Source organism: Phycisphaerae bacterium (assembly GCA_019636475.1).
Taxonomy (GTDB): Bacteria; Planctomycetota; Phycisphaerae; order UBA1845; family UTPLA1; genus JADJRI01.
The window spans coordinates 12,535-26,870 of the sequence record JAHBXN010000002.1; the positions used below are offsets into that span (position 1 = coordinate 12,535).

Here is a 14,336-nt window from a genome sequence, read left to right on the forward strand (position 1 = left end):
GGCTGTCGGTTCAGCGTGTTATGACCGACCGTAAGGGACGACAGTGCCTTCAGCAGACACAAAAACTGATTTCGTTCGCCAGCACGTCTCTAAGTGCTGGAGTTTGAGTGGTTTGCGAGGGCGGCAGCCGCGTCGGCCGACGCGGGCCTGATTGATGGACACCGTCCTGAAGCGTCGGACTTCCGCCAGACGGGACCGCCGCGTCGGCCGACGCGGGCCTGATTGATGGACACACGAAATTAAACAGGGCGCCGGCCCGTTCGCGCCGCCGCGTCGGCCGACGCGGGCCTGATTGATGGACACCGCTGCGCGCTGCTATCCGGCGCGGCGGTCGGTCGCCGCGTCGGCCGACGCGGGCCCGATTGAAGTGCCTTCCCATTCGCCGCTGACATCACCCACGAGCGCACGCCGGAGGGTTGAGCGGCTCATCGGCCTTCGTCAAGAACGCCAGGGCCAAGCTAATGAGACCGACCGTCGGTCACAGGAGATCGCTACCTATCTGGCGGTTGCAGAGAAAGTAACGGACGCACTCGAATTGCTGAGCCAGAGACTGTTCAAGGAATTGCTCGGTATCGTCGAGGCAAAAACGTCTATTGCCCTTCAGGAGATTCTTGACCAGCCGATTCGCCTCCGCGCCGACGCAGAATTCAAGCGAGGTTCCGCAACCGTCGAGTTCTGGATCGACAACGAGGGTAATCGCGAGGACGTGTACCGCGGACAGGGAGGATCAGTGGCCAACATCTTAAGTGTCGGCCTCCGAATGTTTGCTCTCACAACGCTTGACCCGGCGAAACACCGACGTTTTCTCGTGCTCGACGAGCAAGATTGTTGGCTTCGCCCGGATTTGGTGCCAAAGCTCGTCAAGATCGTGCAAGAAGCAGGGCGGGCGTTGGGATTCCAGGTAATCATGATAAGCCATCATGACTTGGCTGTTTTCGAGCGGTTCGCGGACAAGATTTACCAGTTCACGCCGCTCTTGGGAGGCGTCGTCGAAGTCCGGCAAGTGATGAAGCCCGCGACCGTTCCTGACGCAATTGGATGATTAACCAAAGAGACTTGCTGTCTCAGATTGATGGCAACCATCTATCAACTCCGGCCACCGCTCGACAAACGTCGATGCTGAAATACGGCCGAGTTCGCTTGGCTCGATCTTGTGCAGGCCACCGCCATAAACGCGGCCCTCTCCGCGAAATTGGTGCCCTGTAACTTGTCCAAGAATGTCGTACACGTCCCCCAAGCGGGAGGGATAATGTTTCAACAACGTGGCGAGGCCCCGATGAGGATAGACCATGAGATATAGGTTCGTTCCGATAGCGCGCGACCGGTTCCAGATAAAGCGAAATGGTCGCTTCTCATCGGAACCGCGTCCCATGTAGGTGCAAAGAAAAGGAGCTGGTTCTCGTTGTTCTTGGCGATACCAAGGCGTCCGCTTGCCGACGAGATATCCTTCCCTGATTCCTAATTTCTCAGCATCCAAGAGGTAATTCCACAGCGAGGGGTAACGCTCAGACAGCACTGGCTCTGGCAAGTCGCAATCAATAAGACAGAGTTGCTGATCGAGAACGGGATAGCCGTTTTCGTCGCCGTCGATGACGGTCGCTTTCAGTTGCCTCGGGCTTGGAAGGATCGGGCGCAAATACAGATTCGGAAGCTGGCGACGGTGTGCCTCTCCCCGTTCCAGAATAAAGAACTTATTGCTTCCCGTCGCAATTCCGCGCCGAATGCGAAAGAAATCGCCGAGCGTCGGCCCATCGTCCCTGATCGAATCGTAGCCGTTATTGGTCGCATGACTTGGATAGATGGTCCATTTTCGCGCCTCCCGCAATTCTTCAAGCGCGACCGAGGCTTTTGCTTCGGGTTCGCGAAGCGTCCCGCCGAAACTGAATGCAACGCGATGCCCATCCGGCGGCATTGACTTCCGGAAGACGACTATGGCGGACGACACGAGAGCGTCGCCGAATTGCACATTGTCTGGATTGAACCGGTGAATTCGATTGAGCGTCACACGCTCAGTCAGAAATCTCTTTACGGCAACACCGTAATTGACATCCATGAATTCAGAAGGAATCAGCCACGCGGCATATCCATCTTCCTCCAGCCAGGCCGTCGCCAACAGCAGAAAATACACGTACAGGCCCGCAAGGCCGTTAACATCGATCCCCACAAGCTTGCGTGTCAAAGACTGGAGTCGTTCCTTTTCTGTGCGATCAAGATGATGATGCCGAACATAGGGTAGATTCGCCAGGATCAGGTTCGGAGAAGGTGGCCGTAAGCCATTCTCAAGGAGTTGCGTAAAGTCCCCACGGACAATCTCAAGACCCTCAGCGCCCCAGAGTTCGCGCGCCGCTCCGCAAAATGCAGAATCGATTTCGACGCCAACTGCGCTTTGAATTCGCGCCCGCCCGAATACCGACATCGCCGCCGAGAAGAAACTCCCGGTCCCGATGGAAGGATCGGCGAATCGTATCCGCTTCAGCTTCGATCCAGAAGCGGCTTCCATATATGTTGCAATCTCCAACGCGAGAGGCTGCGGCGTTGCGAATTGACCGAGACGATTGCGCTCGGCCGCCGTCCGCCCTGCATCGAGTTCAGCTTGGACAGCTTGGCGGCGGGCTTCAATCGCGTGTTCTGTGGTCATCATCGTGCTGCCTATAGCCCAAGCTTGGCAAGATCGTCGATTCGGTGTTCCCACACCCAGTCTATGCCTTCGGCGGCCTCGTAGCCCAAATAATCACTTCCGAAATAACCGCAGAGAAAGAGCACGTATGTCACGCCAGTGCCATACGTAGCCTGCAACTGATGCACCTTCGTCGCTTCTTCTTTGCGGCGCTTGTTCGTATTGGTGAAATCGCCAGCCGATTTCGCTTCGATGAGGATCGGAAGCCCGCCCCGCTTCGGCTTCTTGGACTGAATCACAACGTCAATGGGGATATTGACCTTCAACGCCTTCCCAACCGGCACGTTCATGCGGAAAGCGTAGGTTCCAGCCTGCATTTCGTTCAATGTCTTGCTCGTTGCGTGCGCCTGTTTCCGATAGCCACGGGCATCGAGGAAATCGCCGATCATCGCAAGCTGCCGTTGCTCCTGCGCGTTGCGGACGATGGGATTCGCCACCGCGCTGCACAGCCGGTCGGCCACAATTGTAGAGGCCCGATCCCGTTCGTGTTCGGACGGACCCTTCCCAGTGCCAAGCCACGGGAAAATGTCCCGGTCGAGCAATTCCGTCAACACGCGGCAGACCGAGCCAAGGCGTTGTAGGAGAATCTCGTCCTTCATGCGCTTGGCGAGTTTTCCATCTTCCATGTTCCCGATGAGCCGATCCACTGCAAGCGGTGGTGCCGTGCACATGCGGAGAGTCGGCAGCGCGCCCGGATTGGCCTTCAGGGTCTTGGGATTTAGGTTGCTGAGGTCGTTCGTCGCCAGCAGAGCGGCCTTGACATGCTCCGTCGTCTTGACGCGGGTTGAACGGAAGGCTTCGGGGGCGAACTTCATGAACCAGCGGTTAAACTGGTCGACCAACGCGGCGATGTCGGCCTTCCACAGGTGCGGTTTGTCGGCGTTGATCTTGGCAGGCGGCAATCCGTTGCTCCCCATCCGTTCATGGCTTCACACTACACCATGCAATCCGAACCGTCTAGCTGAACGATGCGGACGAGTCGGTTGTCGGATCGGCTTCGGAGCGGGCATAATAGCAACCTATTCGATCCGCCGTCCGCCCGCTTGGTCGAACCAAGCCCGCTTTGCGGGGTCAAAAACGCGGATTCCGGCTACGAAAAGTTCGACTGGTGTCCAGTCACCCCGAGTGGGTTTGCCCGCGGCCGTGTCCTACGGGGCGGTCGTTTTGTTTCCGGAGCGCTGTCGCGGCGCGCTGGCGGTCGTCCTGTGCGCTACCATCCGCAACGCGTTTCCATAGCGACGCGAACGCTGAGCGCGCCCGCAGGGCGAAACTGCGTTGGAGGTTCGCGCCGATCGTAGCGGCTGCTAGGTGCAGGCCCGCATTTCTGCCATGAAGAACTCAACTGGCGTCCTGTCACCCCGCCTTCTCTCACGGTCTCACGGCAAGCTGGCGCTGGTTCGCGCCGATTGCTGAAGGACTCGTCGAAAGGCCGGCGCTCGGAACCCTGCCGGGCCCCGACATCCCCTTTACGCTGCCGGCAGCGTGTGATGTGACGGCCAAGCCCCCCCGCACGGTACGAATGGCTGATTGGAGAGACTAACTCGCGGACGAACAGACTACGCGGCCACGTCTTCATCAGCTTCGCCTCGGACGACCGGGCCTTCGCGCGCTGGCTCACCCTCCGGTTGGCCGACGGGCTCGATCGGCCCGCAAACCGAGAATACACTGCCCGACAAAGGAGGAACCCCATGGACCTCATCTCTCTCTGGCTCCCGATCCTCATCTCCGCCGCGGCCGTCTGGATCGTCGCCGCCATCGTCTGGATGGCCCTGCCCCATCACAAGAAGGATTTCATCGCCCTGCCCGACGAAGACGCCTTCATGGATGACCTCCGCAAGCGCGGCATCCCGCCCGGCAACTACGTCTTCCCCGATTTCCGCGGTCGCGACGCGATGAAGTCACCGAACGTGTGCAAGGCACTCGAGGAGGGCCCGGTCGGCCACCTCAGCATCTGGCGGCCGCCGCTCGGCATGGGGGGCAAGATGTTCGGAACGTTTGTCGTCTATCTCGTCGTGAGCACGCTCATCGCCTACCTCGCCTCTGTCACACTTCCCAAGCCCGCCGACTTTGCAAGAGTCTTCCATGTTGTCGGCACCGCCGGCATCCTCGCGTACTCGTTCTCTCACATTCCCAACGCCATCTGGTTCGGCGCCTACAGGCGAACGATCGTCGCGAGCATCATCGATGGCATCGTCTTCGGTTGCATCACCGGGGCCATCTTCGCCTGGCGCTGGCCGCATTAAGCGGCGCGCCGCAAACGGCAAAGACCGGTGCCACCTGTCTGTGAGGTGTGTTCAGCATCGCCGTGAAGGATGACGTTTAATTCAGCTGACCTCTCGCTCTAACACCGCGTCCGCATCGACTCCATCGAACGTCCATGGGCGGCAGGATTTTCGAAACCCCTGGATTTCGCACGCGCCCAGGTCTTCTCGATGTATTCCACGGCGTCGGCCGTCTTGCAGTCGGTGTCCCCATGATCGATGTCGACCTTACCGATTCGTTTTGCGGCGGCCAAAGCCGACTTGCGAAGGGAAGCGTTACGGCCACCTATGGAAATGAGCGCCTGATTCATGTGATAGCGATGCGCGTTCGGCGCGAAATGAATGTCCTTCTCAATCTCGGCGAGCCGCTGTACGAACCACGAGTCCGCGATTGACTCATCAAGCATCGCCAGCGCAGCGACCAGGCACCACGCGGTAGATCGCGTGACCTCGTCCGAGGCAGCAAGCCATTTTTCCACTTTGGCGCGGCCGTGCGGACTCTCCGCAGTGAGGTGTCCGACATAAGCCCCGCACATGGGGGCGGTTGGCGATGCGGCCCAGCGGTCGAGTTCCCGCGAAGATATGGTCGCGGGGTCGGCAATCTTCACTGCGAGGTTGCGCGCGTCGAAGTTTCCCGTGCTCCAAAGCGCCTCCGCCAACTTCTGATCAACGCCTATCCGCTTATAGAGCGTCTTCAGGGTCGCAAAGCTGACACCGAACATCGGCTCTAGTGCGCCGTGTCGGGCATAAGTTTTCCGTGTCTGGGCGGAGCCGAACTTTTCCAATGCCTTCATCGTCTCCTGGAGGCTCATGCGCGCGGCTGGAGCTTTCGCAGTTTTTTTTGTCGTGATCTTCGATTTCGCCATGGTGTCTCCTCCGGGTACGCGGTCTCCGCATCCCGAACGCGCCGTGTCCTTCATATATCCACCACTGCAGAACGGGACGTGCTCGATCCACCGCTTCGATGTCCTTCACTCTCGTGACGACCCGCGGTCGACCGATTCCGACAGTCAAGACTACAGTCTGATTGCGGCGAAGTCGACGCGCTCTCAGCTGAATGAGAATGGTGGGTCGAGTACGATCGAATGCCATGTAGACATAAGTCATTTTTCTGAGCGAGCTTACAAAGACTGGCGCATAGCGGGACCTCCGGATTTAAGGGTGTTATTCAGATGGCACCGATTGCAACAGGAGGTCTGCGATGGGCAGTATGTTGGGCGGAGCCCGGAAGCTCAAGCGGTTGATTGCAGCTACGTTCGGTTTGTGTGGATTGGAAGCGCGGTGGATCGAGGAGGCGGTGGCGGTGTCCTGCCATCGCCGGCGACGGTGCTACTGAGTGCCGGTGATGACCATCATGACGTTTCTCCGACAGATCCTGCTGGGCAATCGCTCCTGCCGTTCGGCGTTCGCGCGGCAGCCGTCGGCCAGAACGGTCAGCACCCGATTTCCGCCGCCCGATTCTGCCATTCGGGCGATTTCTTTCAATCAAAGAGCGTGTCGCCAAAATCCACCTTGGCATAGCCCATGAGCGTCCCGGTTGCGAAAGCAAGATCAACGAGCGTGATCTGATAGGCGACGATCGCGCTGACTTCGCGAGACTGCGCATCGCCTAACTGGGCCAGCGCTTCGAATACCTCGCGCATCGTCCGAAAGCCTTCGTCAAACTGATTCAACTCTGCCTCATAGTTGATGCCCGACACGATCGCACTTTGCCTGGCGGCCAGAATACGCTGCCAACTCTGATTGACCATATCCAGCGCATCATACACTTCCTGTCGAATGGCCAGATCACGGGCGGCACGCGTCGCAAGCCGCTGCGTGCGTGTCAGGACCGCGCGTCGCAATTGAGCTTCGCGCAGCTGGTTCGTGACGGGAATCTCGCCCTTGATTCCAATTCCGAACTGGGTGTTGTCGAAGTCCCACGCGCCCTGCCAGGCGGTCCCGAACGAACCGGCCCGATCGATGATGCCATACTCAAAATCCAGCGAAATCATGGGCAGCGTCTGGTTCTTCGCGAAGTCGATCCGAATACTGTCTGCTGCAAGCGCCAATTCCAGCTCCAGCATTTCCATTCGATTGTTCAGAGCGCTGGCGATCAGCGACCCTGGCTCCAGTTGATATTGCAGGAGCCGCGGCGGGGTGTCTGTCAGCAGGCGAGTCGGCGAGTCCAATCCGATCCCGTCCATGTTGAGAATGCGCTTGAGTTCGCGCTCCTTCATGCGCTCGTTTGTCTCCGCAACGATAAGCGATTCCAGTTGCATCGCGACACCGACTTCCGCGCGAGTGACCTCGATCGATGCAACCAGTCCCTGCTCCGAGCGCTTCCTGACAATCTCGAGGTTCTTGTTCGCAAGCTCATTCAACCGCTGCCGGATTTCCAACTGGCAGCGTGCACCATATAGCATCCAATACGCCTTCTCCGCCGCCGCCAACAGACGAATGGCATACAGCTTTGTATTGGCGCGGGTCGCCCTGGTGTTCAATCGCGCGATCCGAATCGATGCCAGATTCGCATCGGTGCCGGCATTTCTCAGCAGCGGCTGGCTCAAGGAGAATCCGGTCGACGACGTGCCTTGTTCAGATGCAAACGGCGAAAGCTTGTTCACCTTGTCGAAGGATTGACCGATGCGAAACTGAGCCCCGGTCGGCAGCGGAACCAGCAGTCCGGCACTCAGGCCGATCTCCTCCTTCTGCTGCTCGATATCGTTGAGGGTCACGAACGTCCCATCGAGACTGGACTTTCCTTTTGAGGATTTCCCGCCATCCAGCAGGCCCGACTCGAAGGATTTGATTGCCTTGCTGAGCGCCGAGCTCTTCTCGTCCAGGCTGAAGATATCGCCATCCCTTTGCGGCAGATTCTTCTTCTTGTAGGACGCGCCAACCTGGAAGGTCGCATCAAACCTGGCCTCCTCTTCGCTGATCCGCGTTCTGGCGATCTCCGGCTCCAGCGTGTAGATGCGCAGATCAAGATTGTTCTCAAGCACAAATTGACGAGCCTGGTCAATCGACAGATCGATCGATGCCGGCGCGCTGGTCGGCGCTGCGGTCGTCATGCCAGCCTTGATCGCCGCGAGACCCTCTTCGACAGTCTTCGCACGACCGTTTGACTGGCTTTCGAGATTCGTCGTTGAGATGCGATGGATTCGTTCATCGACTCGCTTCGCAAAATCAGGGTCAAGATCACCCCGCCACATCGAACAGCCGCCGGCTGCAAGCAGAACAGCGCCGAGTATGCAATGCGGCAAGGGTGCAATGGGCACGGCATTGGATCCATGCGCAACACGCCCCGGCCGGTTGCCGCAATTTGCAATACGCCCGAAGCTCATTTGCCCGACCCGCCCTTGGCGGAACCAGGAGCGGGCTGCGCCGGTGTCAGCACCGGAGGAAAGCCGTTCCACTGCCGCCAGATTTCATAGCCCAGAGTCACCCGATTGAGGAGAACCCAGCCTTTGGCTCGCACGCCCTGACGCAGGTACCGCACATCCGGCCACTCAGGCTCTGACGGATCGGGCGTCACGAGCACTCTGAACATGCCCTGACCGTTATCCGTCGAATCAATGAGCGCCACACGTCCGCCGAATGTGCCCACCGCGACCGACGGCCAACCCACAAACTGCACGGCCGGCCATCCTTCGAACTGGAGTCGCACCGGCGCACCTTCGCTCACCAGCGGTGCGTCGTTCCCGTCAATCCAAAGCTCCACCGACCGATCCACCGAACTGGGAACCAGCATCAGCAGTGAATCACCCGCTTTTACGAATTCACCGGTCTGGCCGCCCACCACGCGAAACACGATGCCGTCTCTCGGAGCGGTCACATACTGCGACTGCTGGCGGGATAAATCCACTTCCAACTTCGCCAGACTGGCGAGTGCCTCCTGAACCTGCCCCCGAGCCTCGTTGTAAGTCGCGCGGGCGGAGTCGATCTTCGAATTCGATTCCGCACGAACCCGGTTGAGTTCGGCTTCAACAGCCTGCTCTTCATTGATCGACGCCTTCAGCGACGCCGCCGCGCTGTCCACCGAAGTACGCGCCATCTCGAAATCGCGCTCGGCAACTTCGAACTCTCTTTGAGAAACCAGTCCGTCGGCCAGCAGGTTCCGATTGCGGATCAACTGCGCATCGGCCGCCTTCAACGAGGCTTTCGCCGCATCGAGCGACGCAGTGGCCGACTTCACTTTTTCTCGAGCCATGTCGAGCCGGAACGAAGCAGCTGCCACCGCCAGATCCCGCGTCGTTTCGAGATTGGCGACCTGCTGTTCATACGCAATCGATTTGTCCATGCTTGCTTCATATTTACCTTGCAGCGCGCTGCGCTGCTGATTCAGTCGATCGATCAGGTTCGGATCGATATCCGATATTTCAACAAGCGGATCTCCGGCGGATACGGATGATCCCTCCTGCACCCACCATTTCACCACACGGCCCGCAATCGGAGCGTCGATCGGCTGTGGACGCTCCAGCGGTGCAAAGGCGATCACGCGCCCCACACCCTTGAAATTCTGCTGCCACGGCACGAAGAGCAGCGCCACGGGCAGCGCAAGAAACACAACAACGCCGACGCGCGCGGCGACTCCAACCCAATGCGGCCTGCCAACGATTTCCAGAGCGGAAAAGGAGGCTGAGCCGGTCTGAAGCGGAATGTGGCTGTCTGTCTGATGCATGGTTTCTGCTGTCTCGCTCCGATCAGCCGGGACTGCCGGCAAGTTGACCTTGGACAGAAGGCGGATTTGCCTTGTCGAGAAAAACGACACGTTCCACGCCAAGACTGGTGAAATCATGGCGTCCCAGAATGATGACCGCCCATTTTCGTTCAGGCCGAACCACTGCCGCCAGAACGCTATCCCGCGCATCCGGATCGAGATCATCCAATACATCGTCGAGGATCAGCACCTTGGGCCGTCCGACCATCGCACGCGCAACCATCAGCCGCTTCGTCTGCCCGGACGAAAGCGGCTTGCCGGTGGATGTCAGCAGCGTCAGCAGGCCGTCGGGCAGTGCCCGAATTTCATCAAGCAGTCCGACTTCGTTCAGAGCATCGCGGATGTCCTCCGCCGTCACACCCTCTCTGCCCATGCGTACATTGTCTTCAACGGTTCCCTCGATGGTCTCAACATCCCGCACGAGCGCCACATGCTCGCGCAGGATCTTCAGACTGAGTTCGCGCACGTCAAAGCCGTTGAGCTCGATTCGACCCTTCGTCGGACGGCGAAGGCCGAACAGCAGATCCGCCAGGACGCTCTTACCGGATCCATGACGGCCGACAACGCAGATTCTATCGCTTGGCCCCACGTCAAGATTGAAATTAGTGAAGACCGGCTTCTGCTCCTCGAAGGCAAAGGACGCGCCGATGATCCTCAACCCCGGTGCGTCCGTACGGCTCTGTTCTGCCATCCCATCGGCACGCTCCAGCGGAAGGTCCATCAGGTGTCCGAGCTTGTCGACCGCCGCCAGCAGGTCATACACGTTTTCAAGCTGCTTGCCGAGCTTGGAAAAAGTCGCCAGGATGCTGGTCACGATCAGTTCAGCCGCGACCAGTTGGCCGAGGGTGAGTTGGCCCTCGAGTACGAGACCGCCGCCAATGGAAAGCAACGCCGTGGCCGCAATCACCTGCAACGTCGTGAAGCCGATAGTCTGCCGCAATACGACTGAAAAATGACTGCTGCGGGTCTGAACATAGTGCACCGCCAATGCGTCGGCCCGCCTCCTCGCAAAATCCGCGGCGCCGGCGAGTTTGAAAACAAGCGGATAACGCGCCAGCTCCTCGAGCGCTGCGGCGACGGCATACTTCGCCCGAGATTCCTGAATCGATGTACGGATCGCACCGCGCCCGAGCACAAACACCACGAATCCGATCGAAAGCACAAGAACCACGTCAAATGCGAGCAGAAACGGATGGTAAAAGGCGAGCACCAGCAATCCGACAAACGCCTGAAGCAGCACGGTCGCTCCATCAAGAAGGAGCATCGCCGCCACTTTCTGCACCGTGACGACGTCAAAAAAACGATTGACCAGTTCCGGACCGTTTTGCCGGTCGTAACACTCGGCCGTCACCCTCGGAAGACGGTCCGCCAGATCCGCGACGACTCGAACAAACAGACGCCTTTGAAGGATTTCGATGACGTAGGCCTGGATCGTGCGAATCGCGCCGGCCAGCGCCAGAAACCCGAAAAGAAGAATGCCGAGCACCACGAGCGGCTGAAGTAGTCCGCCAAATGAAACGAAATTGACGAGCGCCTGAACCGTCACCGGCGTCGCCAGCATGAGGATGCCGACGGCTATCGAAAACACGATGACGAGAACGATGTCGCCGCGATCTGATGCGAAAAGCACAAGCAGCCTTCGAATCGGCCCGACGGATGCATGCGCGTGCGAATCGGATGTAGTCGCAGTCGCTGTCACCACTGAACTCATTTCAAAACACCTCTGGGATCAATCTTCGAACAGACCGGAATCAGTCGCGGTGTCGGTGCTCCAGTTCCCTGCGCAATCCGCGCTCCAGTCGATCGGCCGCTCGGGCGACCGCCGAGTCAACCTTGCTGTCGAACACCTCGGCAACGATCTGCCCCGAAGGTTGAAGCCATGCGCGAATCCGACATCGCTTGTCGAGTCCCATTCGGGGACCACTGGAATCGTCGAGGCGGACCGAGACGCGAGCGATGCGATTTTCGAACCGCGCAATCGCGAATGCGACGCGGCGCTTCACGAATTCGCGCGTAGCTGCGGGCACATTCCCGCTCATGCCGGTGATCCGCAGTTGCATGACGATGACCTCACCAGGCGCCAACCGCTTTCATGGCGTTACTTTAGAATCCGGCATTTGATAGGACAAATAGAAACTTTGAAGTTGAAACATTGGATTTTTGGAACTATTGTTCAGACATGGACTGGCTCAATTATCATCACCTGCTGTATTTCTGGACGGTTGCCAAAGAAGGCTCGCTCGCGGCCGCGGCCAAACAGCTTCACCTCGCACAACCCACCCTTTCCACCCAGATTCACACGCTTGAACGTTCGCTCGGCGTCGAGTTGTTCGAGCGGATCGGCCGTCGTCTGCAACTCACCGAGATCGGGCGAATCGTCTTCCAGTATGCCGACGATATCTTCACGATCGGAAAGGAAATGATGGACACGGTGCGCGGCCGCCCGATCGGCGCGCCACTTCGATTACAGGTGGGAATTGTCGATGTCGTCCCCAAGCTGATCGCCCATCGGCTTCTAGTGCCGGCGCTGTCCGTCGATGCGATTCGTCTGATATGCTACGAAGGAAAGCTCGACCATCTGCTGGCGCAGCTCACACTCCACGAACTCGACATCGTAATTTCCGACGCGCCGATTCCCACAAGCATCAGCATCAAGGGATTCAATCACCTTCTCGGCGAATGCGGCGTGACGGTCTTTGCAGCCAAAGGCCTGGCGCGAAAGCTGCGCCGTTCGTTTCCAACGTCCCTCGACGGAGCACCCTGGCTGCTGCCCACGCCCAACAACAGCCTCCGCCGCGCGCTCGATCGCTGGTTCGAAACCAGTCGAATCCGCCCGATCATCGCCGGCGAGTTCGAAGACAGCGCACTAACCAAGGTCTTCGGCCAGCAGGGACTCGGTTGCTTCGCGGGCCCCACCGCCATCGAACGCGAAATCTGCAAGCAGTATGAAGTCGGTGTGATCGGCCGCATCGAGGCCATTCGCGAACAGTTTTTTGCCATCACGATGAAGCGAAAAATCGATCACCCGGCTGTCATCGCACTGGCGAAATCCGCACGGCAGGTTCTGCTCGAGTTCAACTAGGCGATTTCGGTGTGATGCATGACGAGCCGACGGATCCGTGCGCCGCACGCAGTTCATCTCCACGATCCCGCGGAGCCGCGTGCCCGGCGAATCAAATCTCGTCGAATCGGGCCGTAAAGTGGCGAAGCACCGGCGGCTCATGGATCATTCGCAGTCCACGCAGTTCATTTCGGCGCGATGCCAACTCCGCGGCAGCCTCGATCACGTAGTCGATGTGGCTCTGAGTATATACCCGCCGCGGCATCGCCAATCGAACCAGTTCAAGACGTGGCTTCGCGTTTGCAGATGATATGGCCGAACCGCCGGGCGTCGCGGCCCCGAACATGACCGATCCGATCTCCACGGATCGGATGCCCCCGATGCGGTATAATCCGCAAACCACAGCCTGACCCGGAAACTGCGACGCGGGAATGTGCGGACACAACTCGGCCGCATCGATGTAGATTGCGTGACCGCCCGGAGGCTGCATGATCGGAATGCCGGCCGCCATGAGTTTCTCACCCAGGTACTCCACGCTACGGATTCGATATGCGAGATAGTCTTCATGGACGACCTCCTCGAATCCCTGCGCCATGGCCTCCAGATCGCGCCCCGCCAGCCCGCCGTACGTGATGAAGCCTTCCGTGAGAATCAACAGGTTGCTCGCCTTGTACAGCAGCGCCTCGTCACGCAGCAACAAGAGACCGCCGATGTTCACAAGACCATCCTTTTTGGCACTGATCGTTGCACCGTCGGCCAGTTCGAAGGTCTCTCGAACGATTTCCAGGATCGATCGATCAGCCATCGCCGGCTCGCGTCGCTTGATGAGGTAGGCATTTTCCGCAAAGCGGCAGGCATCAAGGAAGAGCGGCAGTTTATGCCGATCGCAAACCGCGCGGACGGCGCGCAGGTTCTCCATGCTGACGGGCTGCCCCCCGCCGCTGTTGTTCGTGATGGTCACCATCACGATCGGGATATTCTCTACACCAACTTCGCCGATCAGCTTCTCAAGCGCCTCGATGTTCATGTTGCCCTTGAAAGGGTGCCGATTCGATGGGTCGGCCGCCTCCGGAATCGGCAAGTCGATCGCTCTTGCGCCGGAATGCTCGACATTCGCGCGTGTCGTGTCGAAATGCGCGTTGTTCGGCACAATCTTGCCGGGGCCGCCGACCAATTCAAATAGAATGCGCTCGCTCGCGCGGCCCTGGTGCGTGGGCAGCACATGCTGAAATCCGGTCAGTTCACTGATGCGATCCTGAAATCGATAGAAGCTCGAAGCGCCGGCATACGATTCGTCACCTCGCATGATCCCAGCCCACTGCTCGGACGACATCGCTCCCGTGCCGCTGTCAGTCAACAAATCGATGATGACATCCTCGGCCCGCACCAGAAACAGATTGAACGCGGCTTCTCGCAGAATCCGCTCGCGCTTTTCCCGCGTGGTCATACGAATCGGCTCGACCGACTTGATCCGGAACGGCTCGATGATGGTTTTCATGGTTCGTTTTCCGTGGTTTGATTGCAGGGATACACCGCTTCGCACTCCGATGAACAGTTCCCTCGCTCGCGCGATGCCGCGCACAAACGGCGCGGCCCCGACCGTACTGAATTCATCCGGCCGACCGCGACTGGCAG

The 14,336-nt window shown here is 59.0% G+C and carries 12 protein-coding genes and 1 CRISPR repeat array; of the genes, 3 read left to right on the plus strand and 9 right to left on the minus strand.

The window, feature by feature from the left end; all coding sequences use genetic code 11:
• The first annotated feature begins 122 nt into the window (after window positions 1–122).
• Window positions 123–373: direct repeats of the CRISPR family, unit length 36 nt; unit sequence GCCGCGTCGGCCGACGCGGGCCTGATTGATGGACAC.
• A 12-nt stretch (window positions 374–385) separates the two neighbouring features.
• On the plus strand, window positions 386–1,042 hold the full coding sequence (locus KF841_03230) for a DNA repair protein (protein MBX3394360.1): 657 nt from the start codon (window positions 386–388) through the stop codon (window positions 1,040–1,042).
• Here KF841_03230 and KF841_03235 read toward each other — a convergent pair whose 3' ends face one another.
• Window positions 1,043–2,641 carry an N-6 DNA methylase gene (locus KF841_03235; GenBank protein ID MBX3394361.1) on the minus strand — a complete coding sequence of 533 codons (1,599 nt, stop codon included), beginning with the start codon at window positions 2,639–2,641 and terminating at the stop codon, window positions 1,043–1,045.
• An 8-nt stretch (window positions 2,642–2,649) separates the two neighbouring features.
• Complete coding sequence (locus KF841_03240) at window positions 2,650–3,594, minus strand: XamI family restriction endonuclease (protein ID MBX3394362.1); 945 nt, start codon at window positions 3,592–3,594, stop codon at window positions 2,650–2,652.
• Window positions 3,595–4,365: 771 nt separating this feature from the next.
• On the opposite strand from KF841_03240, the gene KF841_03245 reads away from it, so the two are divergent.
• Window positions 4,366–4,920, plus strand: coding sequence for a hypothetical protein (locus tag KF841_03245; GenBank protein ID MBX3394363.1), 555 nt, complete (start codon window positions 4,366–4,368; stop codon window positions 4,918–4,920).
• A gap of 98 nt (window positions 4,921–5,018) precedes the next feature.
• On the opposite strand, the gene KF841_03250 is transcribed toward KF841_03245, so the two are convergent.
• The 6 genes from KF841_03250 to KF841_03275 all read right to left on the minus strand — a co-directional run bounded on the left by KF841_03250 (window position 5,019) and on the right by KF841_03275 (window position 11,700).
• The gene (locus KF841_03250; GenBank protein ID MBX3394364.1) at window positions 5,019–5,804 is read right to left on the minus strand and encodes a DNA alkylation repair protein; all 786 of its coding nucleotides are present in this window, start codon (window positions 5,802–5,804) and stop codon (window positions 5,019–5,021) included.
• 463 nt (window positions 5,805–6,267) lie between these two features.
• Window positions 6,268–6,405, minus strand: coding sequence for a hypothetical protein (locus KF841_03255; GenBank protein MBX3394365.1), 138 nt, complete (start codon window positions 6,403–6,405; stop codon window positions 6,268–6,270).
• A 14-nt stretch (window positions 6,406–6,419) separates the two neighbouring features.
• Window positions 6,420–8,198, minus strand: coding sequence for a TolC family protein (locus KF841_03260; protein MBX3394366.1), 1,779 nt, complete (start codon window positions 8,196–8,198; stop codon window positions 6,420–6,422).
• A 62-nt stretch (window positions 8,199–8,260) separates the two neighbouring features.
• Window positions 8,261–9,601 carry an HlyD family efflux transporter periplasmic adaptor subunit gene (locus KF841_03265; protein MBX3394367.1) on the minus strand — a complete coding sequence of 447 codons (1,341 nt, stop codon included), beginning with the start codon at window positions 9,599–9,601 and terminating at the stop codon, window positions 8,261–8,263.
• A gap of 22 nt (window positions 9,602–9,623) precedes the next feature.
• Complete coding sequence (locus tag KF841_03270) at window positions 9,624–11,351, minus strand: ABC transporter ATP-binding protein (GenBank protein MBX3394368.1); 1,728 nt, start codon at window positions 11,349–11,351, stop codon at window positions 9,624–9,626.
• Between the two features lie 40 nt (window positions 11,352–11,391).
• Window positions 11,392–11,700 carry an HPF/RaiA family ribosome-associated protein gene (locus KF841_03275; protein ID MBX3394369.1) on the minus strand — a complete coding sequence of 103 codons (309 nt, stop codon included), beginning with the start codon at window positions 11,698–11,700 and terminating at the stop codon, window positions 11,392–11,394.
• Between the two features lie 119 nt (window positions 11,701–11,819).
• Between KF841_03275 and nhaR the strand changes: the two genes are divergently transcribed.
• Window positions 11,820–12,722: a transcriptional activator NhaR gene (gene nhaR, locus KF841_03280; protein ID MBX3394370.1), complete on the plus strand. Its 903-nt coding sequence runs from the start codon at window positions 11,820–11,822 to the stop codon at window positions 12,720–12,722.
• Between the two features lie 91 nt (window positions 12,723–12,813).
• Here nhaR and KF841_03285 read toward each other — a convergent pair whose 3' ends face one another.
• On the minus strand, window positions 12,814–14,199 hold the full coding sequence (locus tag KF841_03285) for a tryptophanase (protein MBX3394371.1): 1,386 nt from the start codon (window positions 14,197–14,199) through the stop codon (window positions 12,814–12,816).
• Window positions 14,200–14,336: the final 137 nt, after the last annotated feature.

Coding starts and splice junctions, on each gene's coding strand:
- KF841_03235 (MBX3394361.1), bottom strand. CDS start 2,641: ATGATGACCACAGAACACGCGATTGAAGCCCGCCGCCAAGCTGTCCAA.
- KF841_03240 (MBX3394362.1), bottom strand. CDS start 3,594: ATGGGGAGCAACGGATTGCCGCCTGCCAAGATCAACGCCGACAAACCG.
- KF841_03245 (MBX3394363.1), top strand. CDS start 4,366: ATGGACCTCATCTCTCTCTGGCTCCCGATCCTCATCTCCGCCGCGGCC.
- KF841_03250 (MBX3394364.1), bottom strand. CDS start 5,804: ATGGCGAAATCGAAGATCACGACAAAAAAAACTGCGAAAGCTCCAGCC.
- KF841_03255 (MBX3394365.1), bottom strand. CDS start 6,405: ATGGCAGAATCGGGCGGCGGAAATCGGGTGCTGACCGTTCTGGCCGAC.
- KF841_03265 (MBX3394367.1), bottom strand. CDS start 9,601: ATGCATCAGACAGACAGCCACATTCCGCTTCAGACCGGCTCAGCCTCC.
- KF841_03270 (MBX3394368.1), bottom strand. CDS start 11,351: ATGAGTTCAGTGGTGACAGCGACTGCGACTACATCCGATTCGCACGCG.
- KF841_03275 (MBX3394369.1), bottom strand. CDS start 11,700: ATGCAACTGCGGATCACCGGCATGAGCGGGAATGTGCCCGCAGCTACG.
- nhaR (MBX3394370.1), top strand. CDS start 11,820: ATGGACTGGCTCAATTATCATCACCTGCTGTATTTCTGGACGGTTGCC.
- KF841_03285 (MBX3394371.1), bottom strand. CDS start 14,199: ATGAAAACCATCATCGAGCCGTTCCGGATCAAGTCGGTCGAGCCGATT.